At 41.9% G+C, this 21,104-nt stretch carries 21 protein-coding genes; all 21 read right to left on the bottom strand.

The window, feature by feature from the left end; translation table 11 throughout:
* Window positions 1-58 precede the first annotated feature (58 nt).
* The 21 genes from arcC to J1C86_RS03495 all read right to left on the bottom strand — a co-directional run bounded on the left by arcC (window position 59) and on the right by J1C86_RS03495 (window position 21,071).
* Entirely contained in the window at window positions 59-1,006 is a 948-nt protein-coding gene (gene arcC, locus J1C86_RS03595; protein ID WP_125409544.1) for a carbamate kinase, read from the bottom strand.
* 166 nt (window positions 1,007-1,172) lie between these two features.
* The gene (argF, locus tag J1C86_RS03590; protein WP_002897953.1) at window positions 1,173-2,189 is read right to left on the bottom strand and encodes an ornithine carbamoyltransferase; all 1,017 of its coding nucleotides are present in this window, start codon (window positions 2,187-2,189) and stop codon (window positions 1,173-1,175) included.
* A gap of 50 nt (window positions 2,190-2,239) precedes the next feature.
* The gene (gene arcA / locus J1C86_RS03585; protein ID WP_002912023.1) at window positions 2,240-3,469 is read right to left on the bottom strand and encodes an arginine deiminase; all 1,230 of its coding nucleotides are present in this window, start codon (window positions 3,467-3,469) and stop codon (window positions 2,240-2,242) included.
* A 289-nt stretch (window positions 3,470-3,758) separates the two neighbouring features.
* Entirely contained in the window at window positions 3,759-4,445 is a 687-nt protein-coding gene (locus J1C86_RS03580; protein WP_125405690.1) for a Crp/Fnr family transcriptional regulator, read from the bottom strand.
* 47 nt (window positions 4,446-4,492) lie between these two features.
* A complete protein-coding gene (locus J1C86_RS03575) occupies window positions 4,493-4,990 on the bottom strand; it encodes a DUF1648 domain-containing protein (protein ID WP_060976303.1) in 498 nt (165 codons plus the stop codon).
* On the bottom strand, window positions 4,977-5,258 hold the full coding sequence (locus J1C86_RS03570) for an autorepressor SdpR family transcription factor (RefSeq protein ID WP_002915637.1): 282 nt from the start codon (window positions 5,256-5,258) through the stop codon (window positions 4,977-4,979). The genes J1C86_RS03575 and J1C86_RS03570 overlap by 14 nt, the downstream gene beginning before the upstream one ends.
* Entirely contained in the window at window positions 5,236-6,024 is a 789-nt protein-coding gene (locus tag J1C86_RS03565) for a YhfC family intramembrane metalloprotease (RefSeq protein WP_125405687.1), read from the bottom strand. The genes J1C86_RS03570 and J1C86_RS03565 overlap by 23 nt, the downstream gene beginning before the upstream one ends.
* 493 nt (window positions 6,025-6,517) lie before the next feature.
* On the bottom strand, window positions 6,518-7,027 hold the full coding sequence (locus tag J1C86_RS03560; RefSeq protein WP_125405684.1) for a hypothetical protein: 510 nt from the start codon (window positions 7,025-7,027) through the stop codon (window positions 6,518-6,520).
* Window positions 7,005-7,292: an autorepressor SdpR family transcription factor gene (locus tag J1C86_RS03555; RefSeq protein WP_002897962.1), complete on the bottom strand. Its 288-nt coding sequence runs from the start codon at window positions 7,290-7,292 to the stop codon at window positions 7,005-7,007. The genes J1C86_RS03560 and J1C86_RS03555 overlap by 23 nt, the downstream gene beginning before the upstream one ends.
* Before the next feature lie 202 nt (window positions 7,293-7,494).
* Window positions 7,495-8,403: a CPBP family intramembrane glutamic endopeptidase gene (locus tag J1C86_RS03550; protein WP_002897963.1), complete on the bottom strand. Its 909-nt coding sequence runs from the start codon at window positions 8,401-8,403 to the stop codon at window positions 7,495-7,497.
* Between the two features lie 128 nt (window positions 8,404-8,531).
* Window positions 8,532-9,356, bottom strand: coding sequence for a CPBP family intramembrane glutamic endopeptidase (locus J1C86_RS03545; RefSeq protein ID WP_002906987.1), 825 nt, complete (start codon window positions 9,354-9,356; stop codon window positions 8,532-8,534).
* 28 nt (window positions 9,357-9,384) lie between these two features.
* A complete protein-coding gene (locus J1C86_RS03540) occupies window positions 9,385-10,236 on the bottom strand; it encodes a CPBP family intramembrane glutamic endopeptidase (RefSeq protein WP_125348441.1) in 852 nt (283 codons plus the stop codon).
* A 30-nt stretch (window positions 10,237-10,266) separates the two neighbouring features.
* Complete coding sequence (locus tag J1C86_RS03535; protein ID WP_002906990.1) at window positions 10,267-12,069, bottom strand: serine hydrolase domain-containing protein; 1,803 nt, start codon at window positions 12,067-12,069, stop codon at window positions 10,267-10,269.
* Between the two features lie 16 nt (window positions 12,070-12,085).
* A complete protein-coding gene (locus J1C86_RS03530) occupies window positions 12,086-13,885 on the bottom strand; it encodes a serine hydrolase domain-containing protein (RefSeq protein ID WP_125408843.1) in 1,800 nt (599 codons plus the stop codon).
* 169 nt (window positions 13,886-14,054) lie between these two features.
* Entirely contained in the window at window positions 14,055-14,540 is a 486-nt protein-coding gene (locus tag J1C86_RS03525) for a hypothetical protein (RefSeq protein WP_125408842.1), read from the bottom strand.
* A 13-nt stretch (window positions 14,541-14,553) separates the two neighbouring features.
* Window positions 14,554-16,134 (bottom strand): ATP-binding cassette domain-containing protein, encoded by a 1,581-nt coding sequence (locus tag J1C86_RS03520; RefSeq protein ID WP_427150816.1) that lies wholly within the window; start codon window positions 16,132-16,134, stop codon window positions 14,554-14,556.
* A 265-nt stretch (window positions 16,135-16,399) separates the two neighbouring features.
* A complete protein-coding gene (locus J1C86_RS03515; protein ID WP_002897970.1) occupies window positions 16,400-16,540 on the bottom strand; it encodes a hypothetical protein in 141 nt (46 codons plus the stop codon).
* 210 nt (window positions 16,541-16,750) lie between these two features.
* The gene (locus J1C86_RS03510; RefSeq protein ID WP_125408840.1) at window positions 16,751-17,830 is read right to left on the bottom strand and encodes a serine hydrolase; all 1,080 of its coding nucleotides are present in this window, start codon (window positions 17,828-17,830) and stop codon (window positions 16,751-16,753) included.
* A gap of 135 nt (window positions 17,831-17,965) precedes the next feature.
* On the bottom strand, window positions 17,966-18,571 hold the full coding sequence (gene sodA, locus J1C86_RS03505; RefSeq protein ID WP_002906995.1) for a superoxide dismutase SodA: 606 nt from the start codon (window positions 18,569-18,571) through the stop codon (window positions 17,966-17,968).
* 62 nt (window positions 18,572-18,633) lie between these two features.
* Complete coding sequence (holA, locus tag J1C86_RS03500) at window positions 18,634-19,680, bottom strand: DNA polymerase III subunit delta (protein ID WP_125408839.1); 1,047 nt, start codon at window positions 19,678-19,680, stop codon at window positions 18,634-18,636.
* Window positions 19,681-19,931: 251 nt separating this feature from the next.
* Window positions 19,932-21,071, bottom strand: a complete 1,140-nt coding sequence (locus J1C86_RS03495; RefSeq protein WP_125408838.1) for a DUF805 domain-containing protein — start codon at window positions 21,069-21,071, stop codon at window positions 19,932-19,934.
* Window positions 21,072-21,104: the final 33 nt, after the last annotated feature.

Here is a 21,104-nt window from a genome sequence, read left to right as displayed (position 1 = left end):
AAAAGACTTCCATCAGCAATAGAGATTACTTGCTATCGCTTTTCAATCAGTTCTATGTCTAGCCTTTTTCAATAATCGTACCGCTCTCAGACTCAATCAGAGCACCAAGATTTTCCAGAGATGTGATAACTGCTTTACCTTCTGGACGGCCATTGACAAAGGCAATAGCTGCTTCTACTTTTGGAAGCATGCTGCCTGGTGCAAATTGTTCTTGCTTGATGTATTCTTCCAATTGAGCAACATTCACATGCTCCAATTTTGCTTGGTCTGGTTTGTTGTAGTTAACAAAGACATAGTCCACACCCGTCAAGACGATGAAGAGGTCAGCATCAACCAACTCTGCCAAGCGCTGAGAAGCAAAATCCTTGTCAATAACAGCTTCAACACCAGTAAGATGGCCATTGTCTTCTTTGACGACAGGAATTCCGCCGCCACCCGCAGCTACTACTACTTGACCTTGATTCAAAAGCGTACGGATTGTTTCAATTTCCTTGATATCCACTGGTTTTGGTGAAGCAACGACCTTACGCCAACCGCGGCCAGCATCCTCTTTGAAAGTCGCTCCGCTCTTTTCAGCTTCTGCTTTTGCCTCTTCTTCTGAGTAGAAAGGACCGATTGGCTTGCTGAGGTTGACAAAGGCTGGATCGTTCTTATCAACTACTACTTGCGTCACAACAGAAGCAACATTCTTTTCGATACCTTCATCCAAGAGAGCATTTTGCAAAGCATTTTGCAGCCAGAAGCCGATACTGCCTTCTGTCATAGCCACAAGAGAGTCTAGTGGGAAGGCAGGATTCTTTTCAGAGTCTGCTGCCAACTGTTGCAGCAGCAAGTTCCCTACCTGTGGACCATTTCCATGGGTAATGATAAGATCATCCCCGTTTTTTATCAATTTTACCAAATGTTTAGCAGTTTCCACCAAGGCTTCCTGCTGTGCTTTCGCTGATGGGTCAGATGAAAGGATGGCGTTTCCTCCCAAGGCTACAACGATTTTACGATTTCCCATTAAATTCTCCTTAATTGCGCTTTGATGAATGCGCTTCCAATTTATTTTAGTAGATTTTTTAATTTTCAATAAGAAAATGATCATTTCTTATCATATAAAAGAGGGCCGGACTAAAGCTATTAGTCGCAGCCCTCATAGCTGTTGGTAGACGGTTTCTTATATAAGATTATACTTTTGGAATGTAGAGGTTTCCAAGAGTTGCAGCCATAACCGCTTTGATTGTGTGCATACGGTTTTCTGCCTGGTCAAAATGACGAGCATATTTGCTGCGGAAGACTTCGTCTGTTACTTCCATTTCCTCTACACCGAATTTTTCAGCGACATCTTTACCGTAAACAGTATTTGTATCGTGGAATGCTGGCAAGCAGTGCAAGAAAATCAAGTTTTCGTTATCAGCCTTCTTCACCAAATCCATGTTTACTTGGTAAGGTTTGAGGAGGGCAACGCGTTCTGCAAACTTGTCTTCTTCACCCATAGATACCCAAACGTCTGTGTAAAGAACATCAGCACCTTTAACTGCTTCGTCAGCATCTTCTGTGATGAGGATATGTGCGCCGCTTTCTTTCGCAAAGCCTTCTGCCAATTCAACGATTTCTTTTTCTGGGAAGAGTTCTTTTGGTGAGAAGATGTGAACGTTGACGCCAAGGATAGCTCCTGTTACCAGCAAGCTATTGGCAACGTTGTTACGTCCATCACCACAGTATACCAATGTCAAACCTTCCAGACGGCCAAAGTTTTCTTGAACAGTCAAGTAGTCAGCCAACATTTGAGTTGGATGCCATTCGTCTGTCAGACCATTCCATACTGGAACACCAGAGAATTCTGCCAATTCTTCTACCATGCGTTGGCTGAAACCGCGGAATTCAATCCCGTCAAACATACGGCCCAAAACTTTAGCAGTATCTTCTGTAGATTCTTTCTTGCCAAGCTGGATATCGTTAGCACCAAGGTATTCTGGATGTGCTCCCAGGTCAATAGCTGCTGTTGTAAAAGCTGCACGAGTACGAGTAGATGTTTTTTCAAACAAGAGAGCGATATTCTTGCCAGCAAGATAGTGGTGTTGAATATTGCGTTTTTTCAAATCTTTCAAGTGAGCTGAAAGACCGATAAGGTATTCTAACTCAGCACGGCTAAAGTCTTTTTCTGCTAAGAAGCTACGTCCTTGGAATACTGAATGTGTCATTCTATTATTTCCTCTTTCTATTCTTTGAGTATTAGTAAAATACTGGATTCCTAAATTTCTTCACGTTCAAATGGCATAGACATACAGCGTGGTCCACCACGACCGCGAACCAATTCACTTCCGCGGATCTTAATCAAACGCAAGCCGTATTCTTCCAAAATCTTGTTAGTAACGGTGTTGCGGTCATACACCACTACCACACCAGGTGCGATGGTCAAGGTGTTAGAACCGTCATTCCACTGCTCACGCGCAGCAGCTACAATATTGCCACCGCCACAGCGAATCAGGTGAACTTTTTCCACACCAAGGTTTTCTGCCAAGATTTCTGCCAAATCACCTTTTTCTTCAACAATCTTAAGTTTGTCATCAACATAAGTTACTGAGTAAACGCGAAGATCGCCTTCGATTTCTGGGTGAATCGTGAATTTGTCATAGTCAACCATAGTGAAGACAGTGTCCAAGTGCATGAACTTACGGTTGTTGGCAAATTCAAAAGCCAAAACTTTCTTGAAGCCAACATTTTTCTTGAAGATATTGACCAAGAGTTTTTCGATAGAAGCTGCGTCTGTACGTTGTGAAATACCAACCGCCAGCACATCTTTTGAAAGAACCAGTTCATCCCCACCTTCGATACGTGTATCTTCTTCACGGTTATATACAAGTTCAACATTTCCACCGTATACTGGGTGATATTTGAAGATGTATTTACCGTAGAGAGTTTCACGATTACGAGTATCTGCATACATGTGGTTGAGCGATACAGCATTACCAATCGTAGCAAATGGGTCACGTGTGAAGTAGAGGTTTGGCATTGGATCAATAGCGAATGGATAATCAGATTCCACCAAGTCCGTCAAGCCTTTTGCTTCTTCAGGAATTTCTGGCAATTCAACTTTTTGAACCCCTGCCATCGTTTTTTCAACCAACTCTCGGTTATCTTTGATACCACGAAGCAGTTCGCGAATTGCTTTCTTGGTTTCACGGCCTCGAATATTGGCTTCTTCCAGATATTCTTCGATGAATTGCTCGCGGATTTCTGGAGAAGTCAGTGACTCAGCAGCCAGCTGCTCAAGATAGAGCACCTCAACTCCTTCATTACGAAGCGCTTGAGCAAAGTTATCATGTTCTTTTTGTGCATCTTCCAAGAAAGGAATATCGTCAAAAAGAAGACGTTCTAAGTAGTCCGGCTGCAAGTTTTCTAACTCCTTGCCAGGGCGGTGCAACATAACTTTTTTCAGTTTTCCAATTTCTGAGAAAACACGAATTGGATGTGTAGACATCTACTATCCTCCTTTTTCTTTGCGGTTTAGGTTTTTCTAAGCCCGTTTACATGTACTATTCTAGCATTTAATGCTACCGCTTTCAAGAAAAAATCTACACTACAAATGCCAAATCCTTTGCTTTTTTTCGTAGTTTTTTTTATAATATTCTTCTTTAAAGCGTTTTCTTTGAATATTTTACGTATTATATTATTTTTGTGAATATTTATTTTTTAAAATAAAATCAATACACGGTTAATATTAGAATATTTTGAATTTATTAAGCAAAAAAGAAGCTAATCAGAACCGATTAGCTTCCAGCAAGGTATTTCATAAAATACTCTTTCTCTTTAAAAGTTAATTTTTTATGTTGGTATTCAATCCGACCTTCATCTAAGAGCTTTTTCAGAACTTGATTGACCGTTTCCCGAGTTGTGGCTCCTAGCTTAGCCAGTTCTTTCATGCTGATAGGAAAGGGCAGGCTATCCCCCTCCTTGCACAAATCCATGCAGAGCAGCGACAGAGACTGGATAATACGCTCGCTTGCACTAGCTGCTACGACATTGCGCAAACGAAGTTCCTGAAATTCCAGGATTTGCGATAGGCGCTTGGTAATGAACAACAGCTGGTCCACACTCTTCTTTGAATAATCTTCAAACAAATCGATAGGAATGGACAAATATTCGACATTGGTGACAGCGCTGGCTGTGTAATGATAGCGCTCATCAAAAAACATACCTCCATAAGGGAAAACACTGTTTTTCTTGACATAATCCATATAAGAAAATGTGTCTGTCGAATCATACTGCTCAATCCGAACATAGCCTTGAGACAAGAGAAAAAGGCGCTCTCGTCGGTCTCCTGCAAAAAAGATAATTTGCCCTTTTGGAATCTTGCGATACTGAATCTCCACTGCTAATTTATCGAAAAGCTCCACTGGCAGATTGACAAAGGCAGGGTGCTGCCGGATAAATTGATAATGCTCCTTGGTAATCATGATAACCCTTTTATTTGATACTTGATACCATTATAGCATAAATTCGCTTACAAATAGAAAATGCTAGCTGTAAAAGTAAGAAATCCTAACAAAATAAAGAGGTATGCCCATTTTCTATTCATGGGATTTCTGTTAGCCTGTACTTTTTTGGGCAAGTAATTGCCTACTATTATGAAAACCAAAGCAACCATCATGGCTGCTATTTTACGGATATCAAATTCCTCATTTAAGCCCCCATAGATAGTCGCCATATAGAGTAAGACAAAGCTAAAGGGAAAGACCCAGCGAATAAGGTGCTTAAAGGTTCTATTCAAGATATCTTTGGCAATGGTTGTCCAATAGATCATGACTTCTAGCAGCATCATGACAATTGGAAAAGCCGAAACTACTAAAAACTTAGGTAAAAAGGAATCACCTTTTCCAGATAAGTCAAAGTGAATAGCTAGGTTTTCTGGTAACTTCTGATAGACCCAGATGGCATATAAAACTGGCAAGAGCATGACGCAAAGCGCCCAGCCTAATTCTTGAAAACTATTTTTTTTCATTTTCTTTTCCTCCTCCAAGAGATTGAAACCAGACAAGAATTTCTTCAAAAACAGTGACATCTAAACTGTAATATATAAAGTTCTTCTGCTTTTCTTCTATGAGCAGACCGGCTTTCTTTAGCTGAGAGAGGTGGTAGGATACCGTCGCAGGCGTCAGCTCAAAAGCTTGGGCAATTTCCCCTGCAGACTTCGGACCATGCTTGAGCATTTCCAGAATCCCCCTTCGAACTGGGTCAGCTAGAGCTTTAAGCGTTTGACTGATCCCCATGATTAGACCTTTCTTTCAGGTAAACTTTCAAAATTTTCTTGGTCAGAAAGACTAGTGCCACTACTTCTACTAAGAGCAGAGCCTCAACAGCCAGTGGCGGAAGAAAGCCTACCTGAGCCAGAGCAGGCGCTAAGTCAATCAGGGCGTGAAGTCCCAGAGCGGCTAAAAAATACACTGGAGCCTTCTCCTTGACCGCTTTCCAAACCCAGAAGGTCAGAAGGATTTGAATGAGAATAGCCAAGATCCGTTCAAAAGCCAAAAGATAGATGCTGCCAGCGTTCATGGAACGGACATTGTCAATAACTGCTTGAGGAATTTGAGCCAGTGTCTGGGCATTCCCCTGAGTCACTACCTGAGCTATAACCCAAAAGTTTAAGAGACTGACAATACCAACAAACAAAGCCTCAATACCACCATGCCCCAAGCCATAGGCCACACCATCCCTAAAGGTCAGTGGACGCTTCTTTTGCAGCCAGTAAAAGATGACCCAGCGGGCTGTTTCTTCAAAGATAGCTGCCGCAGCAATACCATAAAGAACATATAGCCAAGGTTTTTCCGTCTGCAAAGCGATAGTCCCATCAGCCTGAGGCTGTAAAACGATACGGTGCAAGATATTTTCCAGAACCTGACTCGATAAATAAAAACTGACTCCCCCTAAAAGAAAGACTAATAGAGAAATGTGCTTGGTCTTTTTAAAATAAACCAAAGGAACAAGGACTGTCCCTAAAATCAGCAGCATAGCAATCAAGATATGAATGGAAATCATCGTTTTTTCTCCTAAACTGTTTTGGTTTTTTTCTAAATAGATTATACATCTTTCCTTTCTTTCTGTCAAATCTATTTCGAATTTTTTCTAAACAACTTCAATCTAAAAATCATCAAGCTCTACTGCAATAAAAAACGGCTCTATAATTTCTGTAGTGGGTAAAACCACTGTAGGAATGATGGAGCCTATTTGTTGTAGAAAAAAGTCCCATAAGACCTATAATGAAAAGCGACAAAACCATCATTAGAAAGACTCTTATGGAACAGTTCAATTTTACCACAAACTTACTGGGAATAAAAGACCCTAACATCATAATCTTGGATGTTCTAGATGCTGGAACTCATAAAGAAATCATAGCTTTGAACATCAAAAAGGAGAGGACTGATTTAGTCCTCTCCAGATTATAACTTCTCATTAACCCACTACAGTTGACAAAGAGTCAGAATGAGACTAAACAAAAGCGCACAATCTGTGCACTTTGTTTTCACTTAATTTACAAAAGAAAGAGTCCCACTAGTACGGCTGTCAATCCGACCAGGATAAAGAGGTAGGCTAGCCAACGCGGCGCTGGTTTTTCTTCCACCACCACTTTCTTGGGCATATAATTCCCAGAAATCATAAACATCAAGCCTGAAAAAATCAAGGCAATCTTATTAACATTGAAGTGAGAATCGAGAGCATAGAACAAAATAGAAAGATAGACAATGATATGGGTCAAGGGAACAATCCAAAGGACGAAGCGGGCAAAAGCTGGCTTGGTGATTTCTCGGTAAGCCGTTGCCCCATAAACAATCAGCTGTGCCAAAGTCATAAAGATTGGCAGACCCCAGATAAAGAGAAATTTGGGTACATACTTAAATGTCCGGCTAATCGGCGACGTGAAATTGATCCTAATATTCTCTGGCAAACTAGGATAAATCCATAAGGCATAAGCAAGTGGCAGCCAAATAACCAAGAAAGTCAGCAGCAATTCTCTAAGGTTATTTCTCAGTTTCGTTTTCATTATTTTTCCCTCCTAGCGCGGCAATCCAGACCAAAATTTCCTCAAAAACCGTAGCATCTAAATGGTAGTAAATGTAATTTTTCTGCCGTTCTTCATAGATGAGCCCCGCTTTTTTCAACTGGGACAAATGGTAGGATACCGTCGCTCCCGTCAAATCGAAGACTTGAGCGATTTCACCAGCCGACTTAGGACCTTTTTTTAATATTTCTAATATTTCCCGCCGAACTGGATCAGCTAGGGCTTTCATGGTTTCACTAATTCCCAATTTTGATACCTCTTAAAATTGATTTCTAACTAAGGACAAACAAAGCAACTAGCTCTAGATAAGTCATGGCTCCTACAAATGTAAGCAAGGCGCTACTCAAACGGACAAGATTTTCTGCCAGCAATCCTCCTAAAACTATTTAGAGAACTTTCAAATTCTTTTCTCCATTATACTGTTTTTGAGGATAAAAGACAAGGAGGGCTTAGCTAAACACTTGCTTTTTCTTGGCTAGATAGGCGGTGAGAAGAGCAGCCAGCGCCATAACGATGACTGCTATCAGCCCGCCTGATAGAGGTTCGCTTGGCGTTCCTGCTAAGAAACTGTTGGCTTGACTGGTCAAAGTCGTCTGTAAGAAACTACCGTGCTGGAGATTGTTGCCCGTCCCAATCACTCCAAAGACACCTAGATAAATCATGTTATTAGCCGCATGCAGCGCTATGACCAGCCAGAGATTGTCCGTCAGTGCAAAAAGGAGGGAAAGGAAAATCCCGGTCAGAAAGACATTGAGGATATAAAGGACGGGCGTTCCACCTTTAAAAATGTGGATAACCGCAAAGAGCAGGGAGTTGAGCAGGACAGCCGGTAGCAAGTCCAGCTTGGTGCGGAGTTTGTTCATGACAAAGCCGCGGTAAATCATCTCTTCAGCCAGCGCCTGAAAGAAGAAATTGACCAGGAAAAAGAGCCAAATTCCTAGATTGAACTGCTTTTCGACTTGAATGTGGAGCTGTCCGCCGAGCAGATTGAAGCCCACAGCCAGAAGGACTAAGAAGAAACCCAGTGCTGTACCAAGCAGCAGATTGAACCCTAATTTTTCCTTCCAAAGTCCAAAACTGGCAAGGCTGCGCCGCTCCCAAAATTTAGCGACGAAGAGAATGATGAGTAAACTGCTACCTAAAAAGACGGATAAAGAAACGATGCCTATCAGTAAGCGATTGGCGTCCGTCATGCTCGGCAGCAAGAGCCATTGGGACAAAGCTCCGCTGATGAGGCTTCCCGCAGCAATCGCAAGAAAAGCCAGCGGCAGGCTCAGCCACCAATTTTTTGCCCCTGCTTCTTCTTGCAAGATTTCCAGACTAGAGCGATGGGCTGTCTTTTGATAAGTATGTGTCATGTGTGACCTCCTTAAGGTGTATTTTCCCCTACACCCTTATCCTAACAAAAGAAGTACACCAACTCAAGCTCTTTTTGGTAAGTGGTTAGATTGCGCTAGTAAGTGGTAGAAAAATCACCTAAAAAAGATTAAGAAATCCCCTGCTGACTTTCTCTCTCTTCGCGCTTGGTCAGCCAAACGGCAATGACAAGAGCAATGAGAGCGCCAAAAAGTCCAGTTGGACTAGGACCAAGGAATTTAAACGTTTCTACCCCACTAACAGTGAAAACGGTAGTTATCATGGCAACGGCATCAATGACCCCATGTCCAAAGGCTGGCAGCCAAATGGTTTTGCTACGTACATAGTAAATATCAAGGATAATCCCAAAAGAAATAGCCATGATATAATAGGGAATTAAATTTAAGAAACGCTCACCCAACGTCCCTGCTCCAATCATATTGACAGGAAAATGCCAAATAGCCCAGATGAGACCACCAATGATGCGTCCCTTAGTCCGTCCGAAGCGCTCTTTCAAATAAGGATAGAGAATACCCCGCCAGCCGACTTCCTCGCCCAAGCCAGAAAGACTGACGACTAGAGTTAAGACCGTAAAAATCATTAAAATTTGAAGGGCGACTTGTGGGTTCAGGGCAAAAGCCAAATGCTGCGGAAAGACAGCAAAATAGACAAGTGCGCCGCCAAGTATAATGCTACAAATGGCTAACCAGCAGGCTAGGTAATCGCGCCATTTACTGGCGAGCTTCAATTTCCAGCCGATAGACTTGACAGGAGCTTTGGCCAAAAAAGCAGCCACCATAGGGGCGAACATTACCACACTTGCGGATAAAATGTTACCGACAAGTTTCTGATTGATCGCATAAAAGTAAGCTATGGCTAGCATACCTGGCCAAGCGAGCCCAAACGCCCAAGCTAGAAACCTTTTAATGGTTGAAGTTGAAATTGTGTTTTGCATATAAAATGCTCCTTTCTTTTTTTTAATTCTAGTTTTCTTTCGCCTCCCGCTTGGTTAGCCAAGTAACCACTACAATGGCTAGTAAGCCTACAAATAGCCCATTGGCTCCAGGCCCGAGATAGGCAAGAGGTTTGACATTGCCTGCGACCAACAAAGAAGTCAGGGGGCCAAGTGTATCAATAGTGGAGTGACCAAAAGCAGGCAACCAAATGGATTTGCTTTTTACATAATAAATATCTAACAAGAAGCCCATAGTAATCGCCATAATATAGTAAGGAAAGATATAGAGAATGGTGTCTAGTGATAATTTGTCCGCAAACAGTAATATAGGCAAATGCCACGAAGCCCAAATCAGACCACCAATGATGCGCCCCTTGGTTCGACCGTAGCGCTCCTTCAGATAAGGATAGAGCACACCCCGCCAGCCTAACTCTTCACCTAAAGCTGGAATGATACAAAGTAAATTTATCCACGTTAGAAAATTAAAGACATACTGCCAAGCTGTGGATTGAACCAGAGCCGGATCGCTAGTTCCAATGCTTTTAGCAAGTAGGCTAAAGGCTAGTGAAAAGTGCTGAGGAAAGATAGCGAAGTAAACCACCGCACCAAAGATAACATAAAAGGCAAGCCAGAGCCAAACCGCAGCATAAGATTTCCACTTTTTGATAAAGTTAGGTCGCCAGCCAACCTCTTTTATGGGCGCTTTAGAAAGAAGAGCGGCGATACTCGGCGCAAACATAGCGGAAATAGAGAAGACCGAGGCTATGACATTTTGCTTTTGCTGAGAGAAATAACATAAGAAAATCATAAGAAACCAACCTATGCCATAAGCCCAGATGAGAAACTTTTTAATCGTTGAAGTTGAAATGGAAGTTTGCATATGAAATGTTCCTTTCTGTCATTTGTAAAATTATAAAGTCCACCATTGGTATAGCGACCAATAGAAAATATTAAAAGCCATGATAAAGGCAGCGGAGCTGGTCGCTAGCGTGAGAGCTATCCGCGCCTTACTAGCTGATTTGAAGGCAGAGCGCCAAACGACTGGCAAAAGGGTGCTAACAACCAAGACCAGTCCTACCATGGCAAAGAGCACGAATTGCAAGCGGCTACCAGCTGTTGAAGCCGTCGCTTGGATAGAGGATAAAGCCGTCACAAAGTTGACTGGCACAATGAGCACAAACACTGCAGTCACATAATGCCAGATGTTCCAGACTAGATTAGCAGGCTGCTGATTTGGCTTGCGGAAAATCAAGCGATACATTTTAACAAGAAAACCACCAATGTAAGCTAGTAGCGCATAAACCACTGCTACAGCTGCCAAAATCAAAACACCATAGTCCTTTACCACATCAAATATAGACATCTTGACCCAGTCGGAAATCGGCAAACTAATCACATAACGTCCATGCTTTTCACCTGCTATCCAGAAACCACGCGATTGAATATTTGGATTATCATTAGGATTTTTGATATAAGTTGTATAGTTGGGCATCATTTTCATCAGAGATAACGGACCTTGATTGAAAGTGCGAGCCATACGGTAAAAGCCGGGCTGGAAGTTTTTCACTTGTTCTTGCGAAGTCGATTTTTTCTGACCGTAGATAAGTTCGGGTATTTTAGAAGTAAAATTAGTCTCCAGCCCTTGATTAACCATAATGACAGAGCCGACACCCGTTTTAAAATCAAGCAAAAGACTAGTCGTAAAGCCCGGCGAATTCCCCCCATGCCCAAGCGTTCTGGTATTTTCATACTCTATTGACCAAAGTCCGTGGGAATTGATTGGAATATCCGTATGAGGAAATGTATTCGTAGGACTGTAAAAGGTCTCCCACGTTTCCGCTCGCTTAAAGAGCGTTTTCTTTTGCAAGAGAACTTGGGCAAAGCGTTTCAAATCTGAAAAGGTTCCCGTTGCCCGCCCTGCTGGATATTCTCCGAGAATAAACGGCTGGTCATCTTTCAGCAAGTTGCCCTCTGTATCATAGGTTTTCTCCTTCTTCCACTGCTTTTGTACATAGGAATTGTCCGACAAATCAGGCTTGAGGGCAGTATGCTTCATGCCTAAAGGCTGGAAGATATGCTCGTGAACATAGTCGGCAAAAGATTGCCCACTTATCCGTTCTACAATATAGCCCGCCAGCGCCGTTCCATAGTTAGAGTAAGACGTCAGCTCACCGGGCTTATAGGATTGCGGCGGTTGACTTTCTTTGAGCAGCTCCTCCAAGCTCTTGTCACTACCCATGTAAAGGGGTGTTTCGTCGAAACTTTCTTGGTGGTTCATGAGGTCAAGCATGGTTATTGGCTTATCGTATTTGAGGTTTGTCAAAAAATCCTTGGGCAGATACTCCTTAATGTCGGCATTGAGGTCAAGTTTTCCTTCTTCCCAGAGCTGCATAACGCTGACCCAGACCATGATTTTGGTCGTTGACCCCCACTCAAAGACCGAGTTGTCATCTACTGCCAGCTTCTTCTCCTTGTCCATATAGCCAAAGTTGTTTTGATAGAGAGTATTGCTGTCTTTGTCAAAGACGGATGTTGCCAGCCCGGCGCTGGTTTTTTCGTGTTCCTTGTAGTAGTCCTCAATTTTCTGACCGATTTGGTCATAAGGCGTGCCCGACGGCAATTTCTGCTGGTCGGCGTAAGCGTGGGCTGCTCCAAAAGCCACCAAGCCACACGTTATTAGCGCCACAGCGCTTTTCAAAAATGATCTTTTCATGATATTCACCTTTCTATTAAAGTGCCCACCACTGGTATAGCGACCAATAGAAAATATTAAAAGCGATGATAAAAGCGGCGGAGCTAGTCGCTAGCGTGAGGTATTTATTTCCTTGCTTCAATCTCTCTTTGAAAAAAGGCAGATAGGGCAGAAAAGCACTAATCAGCAAGACTAGAGCAAGCAAGGCAAAGAGTTGAAAATGCCCCGTCAGACCAGCTAGGTCGAAAGAATTTTTCGCAAGAATAATAGAGAAAAATGAGAATAAATTGCGAAACACCCAAAGAATAAGGAAGCCCGTCAGATAATGCCAGATTGACCAAACAGCTGAGTTGCTTCCCTTATTTTTCCTAGTGAGCAAACGATATAATTTTGCCAAAATACCGCTGAGATAGCAAAGGGCGACATACAGTGCGGCGAGCCCAGCGAGTAATAAACTACCATAATCTTTGATAACATCCAACAAGGGCAGCTTTGTCCTATCTGAAATAGGCAGGTTCAGAATATAGTGCCCTCCTCTTTCTCCTGCCGTCCAAAAACCAAAATAGTCTTTGATAGCCGCATTTTCAGAAGGGTTAGTTAGATAGCTAGTCGACTTGAAAACCCTCAATATAGACAGGGGACCTCCACTAAAAATGCGCGCTTCGCGATAAAAACCAGCTTGAAAATCTCTTTGTGACGCCTTTGAGGCTTCTTTTTTCCCACCATAAATGAGGTCGGGCATGGCGATAGCAAAATGGAACTCATTTCTCTGATTGACTGTAACGACTGAGCCAATCCCTGACTTCAAATCAATCAAGAGGCTGGTCGTAAAGCCCGGCGAATTTCCACCGTGCCCAAGCGTTCTGGTGTTTTCAAATTCTGTCGCCCACAGTCCATGAGCATTGACAGGAACGTCCGTACCCGGATAAGTATGGCTAGCGCTGTAAAAATTCTCCCAAGTCTCTGTCCTTTTAAAGAGCTTCTCCTTTTGCAGGAGGGCTTGGGCAAATTTCTTGATGTCGGCAAATGTTCCTGTTGCCCGCCCCGCTGGATATTCTCCGAGGACAAATGGCACATCACCTTTTAGCAAGTTACCTTCTGTATCATAGGTTTTCTCCTTCTCCCGCTGTTTTTGTACAAATACATTATCTGACAAATCAGGCTTGAGGGCGGTGTTTTTCATACCCAAGGGCTGGAAAATATGCTCGTGGACATAGTCGGCAAAGGATTGCCCGCTAATGCGCTCCACGATATAGCCCGCCAGCGCTGTTCCATAGTTTGAATAGGATGTCACCGTCCCCGGCTCATAAATCTGCGACGGAGCTTTTTTTAGCAATGTCCCTAAACTCTTATCAGCACCTATATATAAATGGTAATCCTCAAAACCCGCTTGGTGGTTCATGAGGTCAAGCATGGTAATGGGCTTGTCGTACTTGAGATTTGTCAAAAAATCCTTGGGCAGATACTCTTTTATATCTGTTTTCAGGTCGATTTTTCCTTCTTCCCAAAGCTGCATGACACTGACCCAAACCGTGATTTTGGTCGTTGACCCCCACTCGAAAACTGAACTGTCGTCCACAGCCAGCTTCTTTTCCTTGTCCATATAGCCGAAATTATTTTGGTAAATGGTTTGTCCGTCCTTGTCAAAGACCGTCGTTGCCAGTCCAGCACTGGTTCTTTCGTGTTCTTTATAATAGTCTTCAATCTTTTGACCGATTTGGTCATAAGGCGTGCCCGACGGCAGTTTTTGCTGGTCGGCGTAAGCGTGGCTCGCTCCTAGAGCGAGCAAGCCACACGTTACCAGCGCCACAGCGCTTTTCAAAAATGATGTTTTCATGTTTGCCTCCAATCATCATTTACTAGAGTTCGCTCACTCAAAAAGGAAAGAAAGAGAGCAAACCGAGCAGGCTGAAAAGCAGCCACAACCAGCCAAAGATAAAGAATAACAGGATTTTAACAAAAACGAAAATATAAAACACGATTTTCTCCTTTCGTATCAGACATTTTTAAAAGAGGAAGAGGCTCACAAGAAAAAGGATTGAGCTGATGCCACTGAAGATATAAGCTAAAACGCGTGGAGCCGGCTCTTGGTCTGCCACTATTTTTCTCGTGAGAAAGTAGCTGACAGCATTAAGGCTGATTGCCACCATAATCCCATTGACCTTAAATATCGGAAAAGCCGGATTGAGCGCATAAAGAAGAATGCTGATATAAACTACGGCATTGATAAAGGGAACCAGCCAGTAAAGGAAATGGACAAATTGCTTGTCGATAATCTCCTTAATAGTCGTCGTGTAGCAAACAATCAGTTGAATTACACTCAAGAGAACTGGCAAAAACCAGATAAAGATTTGCTTGGGCATGCCTAGACCGCTATAGGGCAAATGCCCTCTGATTAGCTGAGGTAGGTCTGCATAGATTGACAAAGCGTAGATAAGCGGTAGCCAAATAACGATTAGGCTTGCCACTAATTCTTTCCATTTTAATTTCATTTTTTCCTCCAATTTATAATTCCAGACAGTCATCAAAGCGGTCTAAAAGAGTCCGACCTTGATTGTGGGTAATAACGATAACAATGCGGTCTTTAATCGACAAGATATAGTCCATGACTTCCGCTGCCAAGTTGGGATCAAGATTGCTAGTCGGCTCATCAAAAATCAGCACATCATAATCCTTGACCAAGAAGCGCGCCAAATCAATCCGCTGCTTTTCGCCATAGGAAACTTCCTGCCGCTCCAAGTCCAGCTTCTTGCTCAAGAAAGCCTCATTAAAATGCAGACTTTGGTACAAGGAAGTTTGGTCAGGCGCATTTATATCTCTGTATAGCACGATATTGTCCGCCACACTTCCCTCGATAAAAAAGTCATTCTTTTGGATAAAGGCGATTTTCTGATAAAGGCTGTCACTTGCTAGCTGGCTGACCGCTTGACCATTGACCATGATTTGACCAGCGTAGTCCTTGCTATCAAAATAATTGAGCAAGAGCTTCATCAAGGTCGACTTGCCCCGACCAGACTCGCCGATAATAGCATAGTGCTTGTCCTTGGCAAACTGATAAGAAAAATCCTGAAAGAGAGCCTTGTCGCCCAACTCCAGACCGAGATGTTCAAAATCAATCCGATCAATCGTTTCGGTCAGATTTTGAGCGGGCTCCGCTTCTTTCTTAGCCAACTTAGCATCAAAATCATTCTCAATATCCTTGACCGTGTTCATGAGATTTTTGTTATTGATAAAAAGCTGCAAAGGAGTGAAGACAAAGTTCAAAAGCTGAACACTGGCAATCAAAGCCCCAATGGTCAGAGACCCTTGGCTGACAAACCAAATCCCCAGAGACATACAAAATATCTGAGACAGAAAGTTAAAGAACATCATCAGAGTCACAGCGCCCTCCTTAGCCGCATTATAGCTTTTTCTGGCTTGCTCAAAGTCGCTGTTGCTGCTAGACAGGTGCTCAACCACCCTTTTTTGGATTTGCAAAAGTTTGATTTGCTCAAAGCCTTCCAAAAAATTGGTGACTTGCTTCAAAAAGTAATTGCTTTTCTGAGTGAAATTCGCTGTCGCCTTGCGCATCAATATCCCTGGAATTTGTGACGCAGCCATGGTCAAAAAAGAAATGAGAATAAAGCCCAGAGCCATGCGCCATTCAATCCAAAAAATAGCCAGTGTACTGATAAAAACTGAAGAAAAGGCAGCCACAATATCACAGCGCGGGGTCAAGTAATTCTCTTGGTAAATATCCATATTCTTGGTCGTTGTGTTGAGATAGCTATTTTCCTGCTCGGAAGCCTTGTCATGCAAATTCTTGTCATAAAAAGAATGGAAAAGCCTCGTTTTGACTTCTTCCAAGACTTGCTTATTATGATTGTTCTTGAACCAAATAGCCAGCAAGCTGCAAAGAGACCAAGCACAAGTGCAAAAAAGGCAGATAAAGAATTGTCCAAGCAAGTTAGAATGAGCCTTCTGCGCACTGTCCACAACAACTCCCAGCTGCAAAGAAAACAGAGTGATAAAAATCGTTGCTCCAATGCTAAAGATAGTCGCACCCAGATAAGAAGCGCGGTATTTCCGTAAAATTTCTTTCAACATTTAATTTTTCCTTCCAATTTTCGTCTATTTTTGAAAACGATCCAAGACGGGATTGCCCAGCAGACGGATAAAACCGTGAGCAAGCCTATAAGCAATAAAAGTAATCCTCTTTTCATCTTTTCTCCTTTATCTATCTATTTAGAAAATTTTCTAAATAAAGAGCACGAAACGAAGCAATCTAATCCTTCTTAGGTATTTCGATTTGTTTCTAAATACTCTGGATTAAAAAATCTAGTCTAGAAAAACTAGATTGCCTATTTTGTATTTAAAAATGTTTTTGATTGGATATTTTTTGCAGGTCGTCCTTATTTTTATAGAGCACCCAGGAAAAAACAGCCAGCCAAATGGATAGACCCGTCACTAGACCTACTACGGTTAGTAGGATTGAGTTTCTTGCTTTCTTCATTTTTCCTCCTTTTTGAGTAGAGAAATTTAGAATTTTTTCTAAATAGCTTTTATAAAAAATTGCTCAGTGACTAATTAAACAGAGCAGAATGAAGTAATTAGAACATCTTCTAAATAGATTGTAACACTTCTCTTTCAAAAAAGCAAGAGGTATTTTGATTTTTTTCTAAATAGCTATCAAAAAATCTAGCCTGTCTAGACTAGATTGCTCTTAGTTCATATTAACCCGATGCCATTCATTGATGACGTAGGCTAACTGACCAACTTGCTCAATTCCGACACCACTGATCTCATCACTGGCCTCGGTGCTACCACCTAAATAAGCCGTATAGAGAGCTATAATATAGGGCTTCTCTTCCATAACTATTGCATCCACATTGAGCGCCTCACGAACATATCCAGGCTTTTGATAGATGGTAATGTCACGCAGATAGCGCTTATAGTATTCACCTGGGAAGGATTCGCCTATATAATAAAGGATATCCTTGTACTTTTCCTGATTTTTAGACAAATACTCAAGGACCTGAATATAGTAGTCCGTCGTAGTCTTATTGTTCTCACGGCTGATCGTCTTAATATCAGCCTTGGACTGACCGTAACGGCTAAACATATCATAGGCCTTTTCCATGCCGCCTAGACGCTCTGCTAAAGCGTAGGCTGGAGTATTTTCAGAATAAACCAAGGAATATTCCTGCATGTCTGATATTCTCATAGCACCGTTGAAAGCACCAACATAGTTATCATGCTCGCCCCTATATTCATAGTTTGTATTGGTAATATCAAACCGCTCGTCCATAGAAAGTTTGCCGGCAGCAACCTCATCTACTACCAGCATATTGAGAGGGAGCTTGTAGGTCGATCCCGCAGTCATAGGCTGGGTATCATTCATTGCAAAGGTCTTGCCAGTCGTCAAATCCTTATATGAAAATGCAACCTGGGAGGGTTCAATTCCCATTTCAGTCATATAAGCCTGAATGACCTGAGTCAAATCCAAATTTGCATAGTCAAATCGTAGCCCCAAGGCATCCATAGTCGGCCCATCCGCCTCCATGACCTTCTGCTTCTCCTCTGGACTTTTTTCAACAGGCTTCGGCTTTTCTTCAACTGGTTTGGAATCAGGCTTGACTTTCTCTTCTTCCTGTTCTTGCTCGCCAGACTTAGCAAGTTGGGCAACCTCTTGTGCTTTCTTTTCAATAGCCTTATTTCGTTGGGTTATAAAAAGGAAGATGAAGCCCAGCAGACAAAGACAAGAAAGGACGGCTACGATAATCGTTACAATTTTTTTACTCAAAACATTTCTCCTAGCATTTGTATTATAAAAAATTATGAGGAAAATAACAAGTCAAATCTAGAAAAAAGGCATTTTAAGCATTAAAAAAGGTAAATCTTTAATCGATTCACCTTTTTATATATTGAAACTGCCTGTTTATTTCGCAGCTGCGTAAAGTTGGTCAACCTTTTTCCAGTTAATAACTGAGAAGAAAGCTTGGATGTAGTTCGGACGAAGATTGCGGTATTTCACATAGTAAGCATGTTCCCAAACATCCAGTCCCAAGATTGGAGTTTTACCTTCTGAAATAGGAGTATCCTGATTTGCTGTTGAGGTTACTTCCAACTTGCCTTCTTTGTTGACAACCAACCAAGCCCAGCCAGAACCAAAACGAGTTGTAGCCGCTGCAGTGAAAGCTGCTTTAAAGTCTTCAAATGATCCAAAAGTAGCTTCAATATCTGCTGCCAACTCTGCAGATGGTGATGTTTCTGCTGGTGTCATCAATTCCCAGAAAAGAGCGTGGTTAAGATGTCCACCACCGTTGTTGATGACTGCCTGACGGATATCAGCTGGAATAGACTCCACATCAGCCAATAATTTTTCCAAGTCTTCACCGATTTCAGGATGTTTTTCAAGCGCAGCATTAACATTCGTTACATAGGTATTGTGATGCTTGTCATGATGCAAGTGCATTGTTTCTTCATCAATGTAAGGCTCCAAAGCATCGTAAGCGTAAGGAAGATCAGGTAAGATAATTGCCATTTGATAGACCTCTTTTTCTATATGATTATAAAAATGATAACGCAATCATTAGAATTTTTCAACTATTTTGCTTGTAGCTCACCCGTTGCAATCTTGAGCAGAGCCAAATCAAACAGGTAATCTTTATCATACAGCCCCGATTTAATTTGGTAATCTGTTTCGATTAGACAGGCCATAGTCTTTTTAAGAAAGGCTAAACTCAGTGAGCGAGCATCCTTTAAAGCAAATTTGACTTGATAAGGATTGACCTTGCGGCCTAGATAGTCGGACAAATCAGACACAATCTGACTCTCAGCTCTGCCATTTTCTGCTAAAACCTTAACCTGCGTAAAGATACGAAACTGCCCCAGCATAATAGCAATAAGCTTGATTTCATCCTCACCTTGAAGAGTCAAATCTCGGACCAAACTTCTTGCTTCATCAATCTTCTGTTGCAAAATCAGCTGGGTCAGGTCAAAAATATTGTCCTGAAGAGTCTTGGGAATAGCCTCGGCAATGTCTTCTAAATCAATCTGACCAGACTCTTTATAACCTTTCAGAAAGGCTAAATTTTTACTAACTTCACTGAACTGAAAACCTGATTTCAGCAGCAACTGATCGAAAGCTGTCGGAGCAAATTGTAATCCTTCTGCCTGCGCTTCCTTGCTGAAATAAGCCCGTAGATCTGCTTCCTTGAGTTCTGCAGCCTCAAAAATTTTCCCATCCCGTTTCAGCAGTTTGACCAGACGGCGCTTGCTATCCAGTTTGCCTTCTGCAAAGATAACCAGACGAGTCGTATCCGCTGGATTTTCTAGATAATTTTCGAAAGATTTGAGTTCTTCATCAGTCAGATACCGCTTCTTGGCTGTTGTCAAATCAGCAAAATGGTCCAAAATCACTATTTTTTCATCCGTAAAAAAAGACAGACTGACCAAGTCCAACTCCACATCCTGATAGTTTGCTTCTTTCATATCGAAAATAGCAGTGTTCAAATCGCCCGGTTGAAACTGAATCTGGCGGAGAAACTGCTCCTTCAACAACTCAAACTGCCCCAAGTCATCCCCAGTCAAAATGGTCAAAGCAGGAAGATTGCTTGACGTGATTTTTTTAATTTCCTCAATAGCTAACACCGAAAGTCTCCTATGCTTTATATTTCTTGTCAATTTTTTTCATGTATTGATTGTAACAAAAAAGAGTCGGAAAGTCTGCTATTTTCTTTGCAAACAAAATCTAATTTTTGAGTATATTTGCTATATAAATATGAACTGTCAATGGCTTCATTTTTCTTTGTTATGAAAAGCAATCAATGCCTCGTTCTGTTAAAACTTTTCTACGAGAGATAGAACAAAAAGAGCTGGAAAAATTCCAACTCTTTCTTTGTTTATTCTTGATTTTCAGTTGCATCCTCTACACTGTTTTCAGCTGGTGTAGAAGCTTGCTCCTCTTGAACTGATGAAACAAAAGGATTATCTTGAACAGGTGCTTGAGTTCCAAAATCCTGAGGTGTTGACTGCTCAGGTGTTTCAGCAGTAAATGGATTTTGAACTGCTTCTGCTTGCTCCACCGCTTGACTTTGCTCAGAAACAGGTTGTTGTGGCTGTTGACCAAACTGCTGTTCTTGGAAGCCACCTTGTTGCGGCTGTTGGCCAAATGGTTGGTTTTGGACAGGTTGTTGTGACTGACCAAACTGTTGTCCTTGGAAACCACCTTGTTGTGGCTGTTGACCAAATGATTGATTTTGAACTGGTTGTTGTGGTTGTTGACCAAATTGCTGACCTTGGAAACCACCTTGCTGTGGCTGTTGACCAAATTGCTGACCTTGGAAACCACCTTGTTGCGGCTGTTGGCCAAACTGTTGATTTTGAACTGGTTGTTGTGACTGACCAAACTGTTGTCCTTGGAAAACGCCTTGTTGTGATTGCTGACCAAACTGTTGTCCTTGGAAACCACCTTGTTGTGGTTGTTTTTCATAGTTTAAACCTTGATTGTAAGGCTGTTGGCCAAACTGTTGTCCTTGGAAGTTTTGCTGGCCATATTGCTGACCGTTTGAATTTCCAACCATTTCAGGCTTAGATCCTTGACAAAGCAAAACAATCAAAGCAATACTACATGGAAGAGATACTATTCCTGCAATAATATTTAGAACTGGAATAAATGATAGTAAAAAAGGACCAACATACAAGAAAAGGAAACCCCAATGATAACCAGCATCACGTAAACGACGGACAATGATAGCCAAATTAGGTACAAAAGTTGCCAGAGCATATAGAATTAAGATGAAAATAAAGATTACAGCGAATCCTGCTCCAGCCAAGATTGCTGATGGATCTGATTCATATCCATAAGTTGAGTCTTGAACTGCTGCTGAAAGAATACTTCCAAAAGCAGATGCCCAAAAAATGATAAATAGCGGTGCAGTAACAATAACATGGCATAAAACTACCCACCAATAGTCTGACCGGCTAGACCGGCTTGAAAAATCAGCATAGTGTGTCCAGAATTTTTTATATGCAGCAAACATAAAATTCTCCTCTATAATTTTTTATACCCATTA

The sequence above is a fragment of the Streptococcus sanguinis genome (assembly GCF_050220005.1).
GTDB classification, from domain to species: Bacteria; Bacillota; Bacilli; order Lactobacillales; family Streptococcaceae; genus Streptococcus; species Streptococcus sanguinis_Z.
The sequence above is the reverse complement of the archived record's forward strand: the minus strand, read 5'-3'. Positions and strand labels throughout refer to the sequence as shown.

Coding starts and splice junctions, on each gene's coding strand:
- J1C86_RS03520 (WP_427150816.1), bottom strand. CDS start 16,134: ATGTTGAAAGAAATTTTACGGAAATACCGCGCTTCTTATCTGGGTGCG.
- J1C86_RS03560 (WP_125405684.1), bottom strand. CDS start 7,027: ATGAAAACGAAACTGAGAAATAACCTTAGAGAATTGCTGCTGACTTTC.
- J1C86_RS03550 (WP_002897963.1), bottom strand. CDS start 8,403: ATGACACATACTTATCAAAAGACAGCCCATCGCTCTAGTCTGGAAATC.
- arcA (WP_002912023.1), bottom strand. CDS start 3,469: ATGTCTACACATCCAATTCGTGTTTTCTCAGAAATTGGAAAACTGAAA.
- J1C86_RS03570 (WP_002915637.1), bottom strand. CDS start 5,258: ATGGGGATCAGTCAAACGCTTAAAGCTCTAGCTGACCCAGTTCGAAGG.
- J1C86_RS03580 (WP_125405690.1), bottom strand. CDS start 4,445: ATGATTACCAAGGAGCATTATCAATTTATCCGGCAGCACCCTGCCTTT.
- J1C86_RS03515 (WP_002897970.1), bottom strand. CDS start 16,540: ATGAAGAAAGCAAGAAACTCAATCCTACTAACCGTAGTAGGTCTAGTG.
- argF (WP_002897953.1), bottom strand. CDS start 2,189: ATGACACATTCAGTATTCCAAGGACGTAGCTTCTTAGCAGAAAAAGAC.
- J1C86_RS03530 (WP_125408843.1), bottom strand. CDS start 13,885: ATGAAAACATCATTTTTGAAAAGCGCTGTGGCGCTGGTAACGTGTGGC.
- J1C86_RS03525 (WP_125408842.1), bottom strand. CDS start 14,540: ATGAAATTAAAATGGAAAGAATTAGTGGCAAGCCTAATCGTTATTTGG.
- J1C86_RS03535 (WP_002906990.1), bottom strand. CDS start 12,069: ATGAAAAGATCATTTTTGAAAAGCGCTGTGGCGCTAATAACGTGTGGC.
- J1C86_RS03495 (WP_125408838.1), bottom strand. CDS start 21,071: ATGTTTGCTGCATATAAAAAATTCTGGACACACTATGCTGATTTTTCA.
- J1C86_RS03545 (WP_002906987.1), bottom strand. CDS start 9,356: ATGCAAAACACAATTTCAACTTCAACCATTAAAAGGTTTCTAGCTTGG.
- J1C86_RS03565 (WP_125405687.1), bottom strand. CDS start 6,024: ATGATTTCCATTCATATCTTGATTGCTATGCTGCTGATTTTAGGGACA.
- J1C86_RS03575 (WP_060976303.1), bottom strand. CDS start 4,990: ATGAAAAAAAATAGTTTTCAAGAATTAGGCTGGGCGCTTTGCGTCATG.
- arcC (WP_125409544.1), bottom strand. CDS start 1,006: ATGGGAAATCGTAAAATCGTTGTAGCCTTGGGAGGAAACGCCATCCTT.
- J1C86_RS03540 (WP_125348441.1), bottom strand. CDS start 10,236: ATGCAAACTTCCATTTCAACTTCAACGATTAAAAAGTTTCTCATCTGG.
- sodA (WP_002906995.1), bottom strand. CDS start 18,571: ATGGCAATTATCTTACCTGATCTTCCTTACGCTTACGATGCTTTGGAG.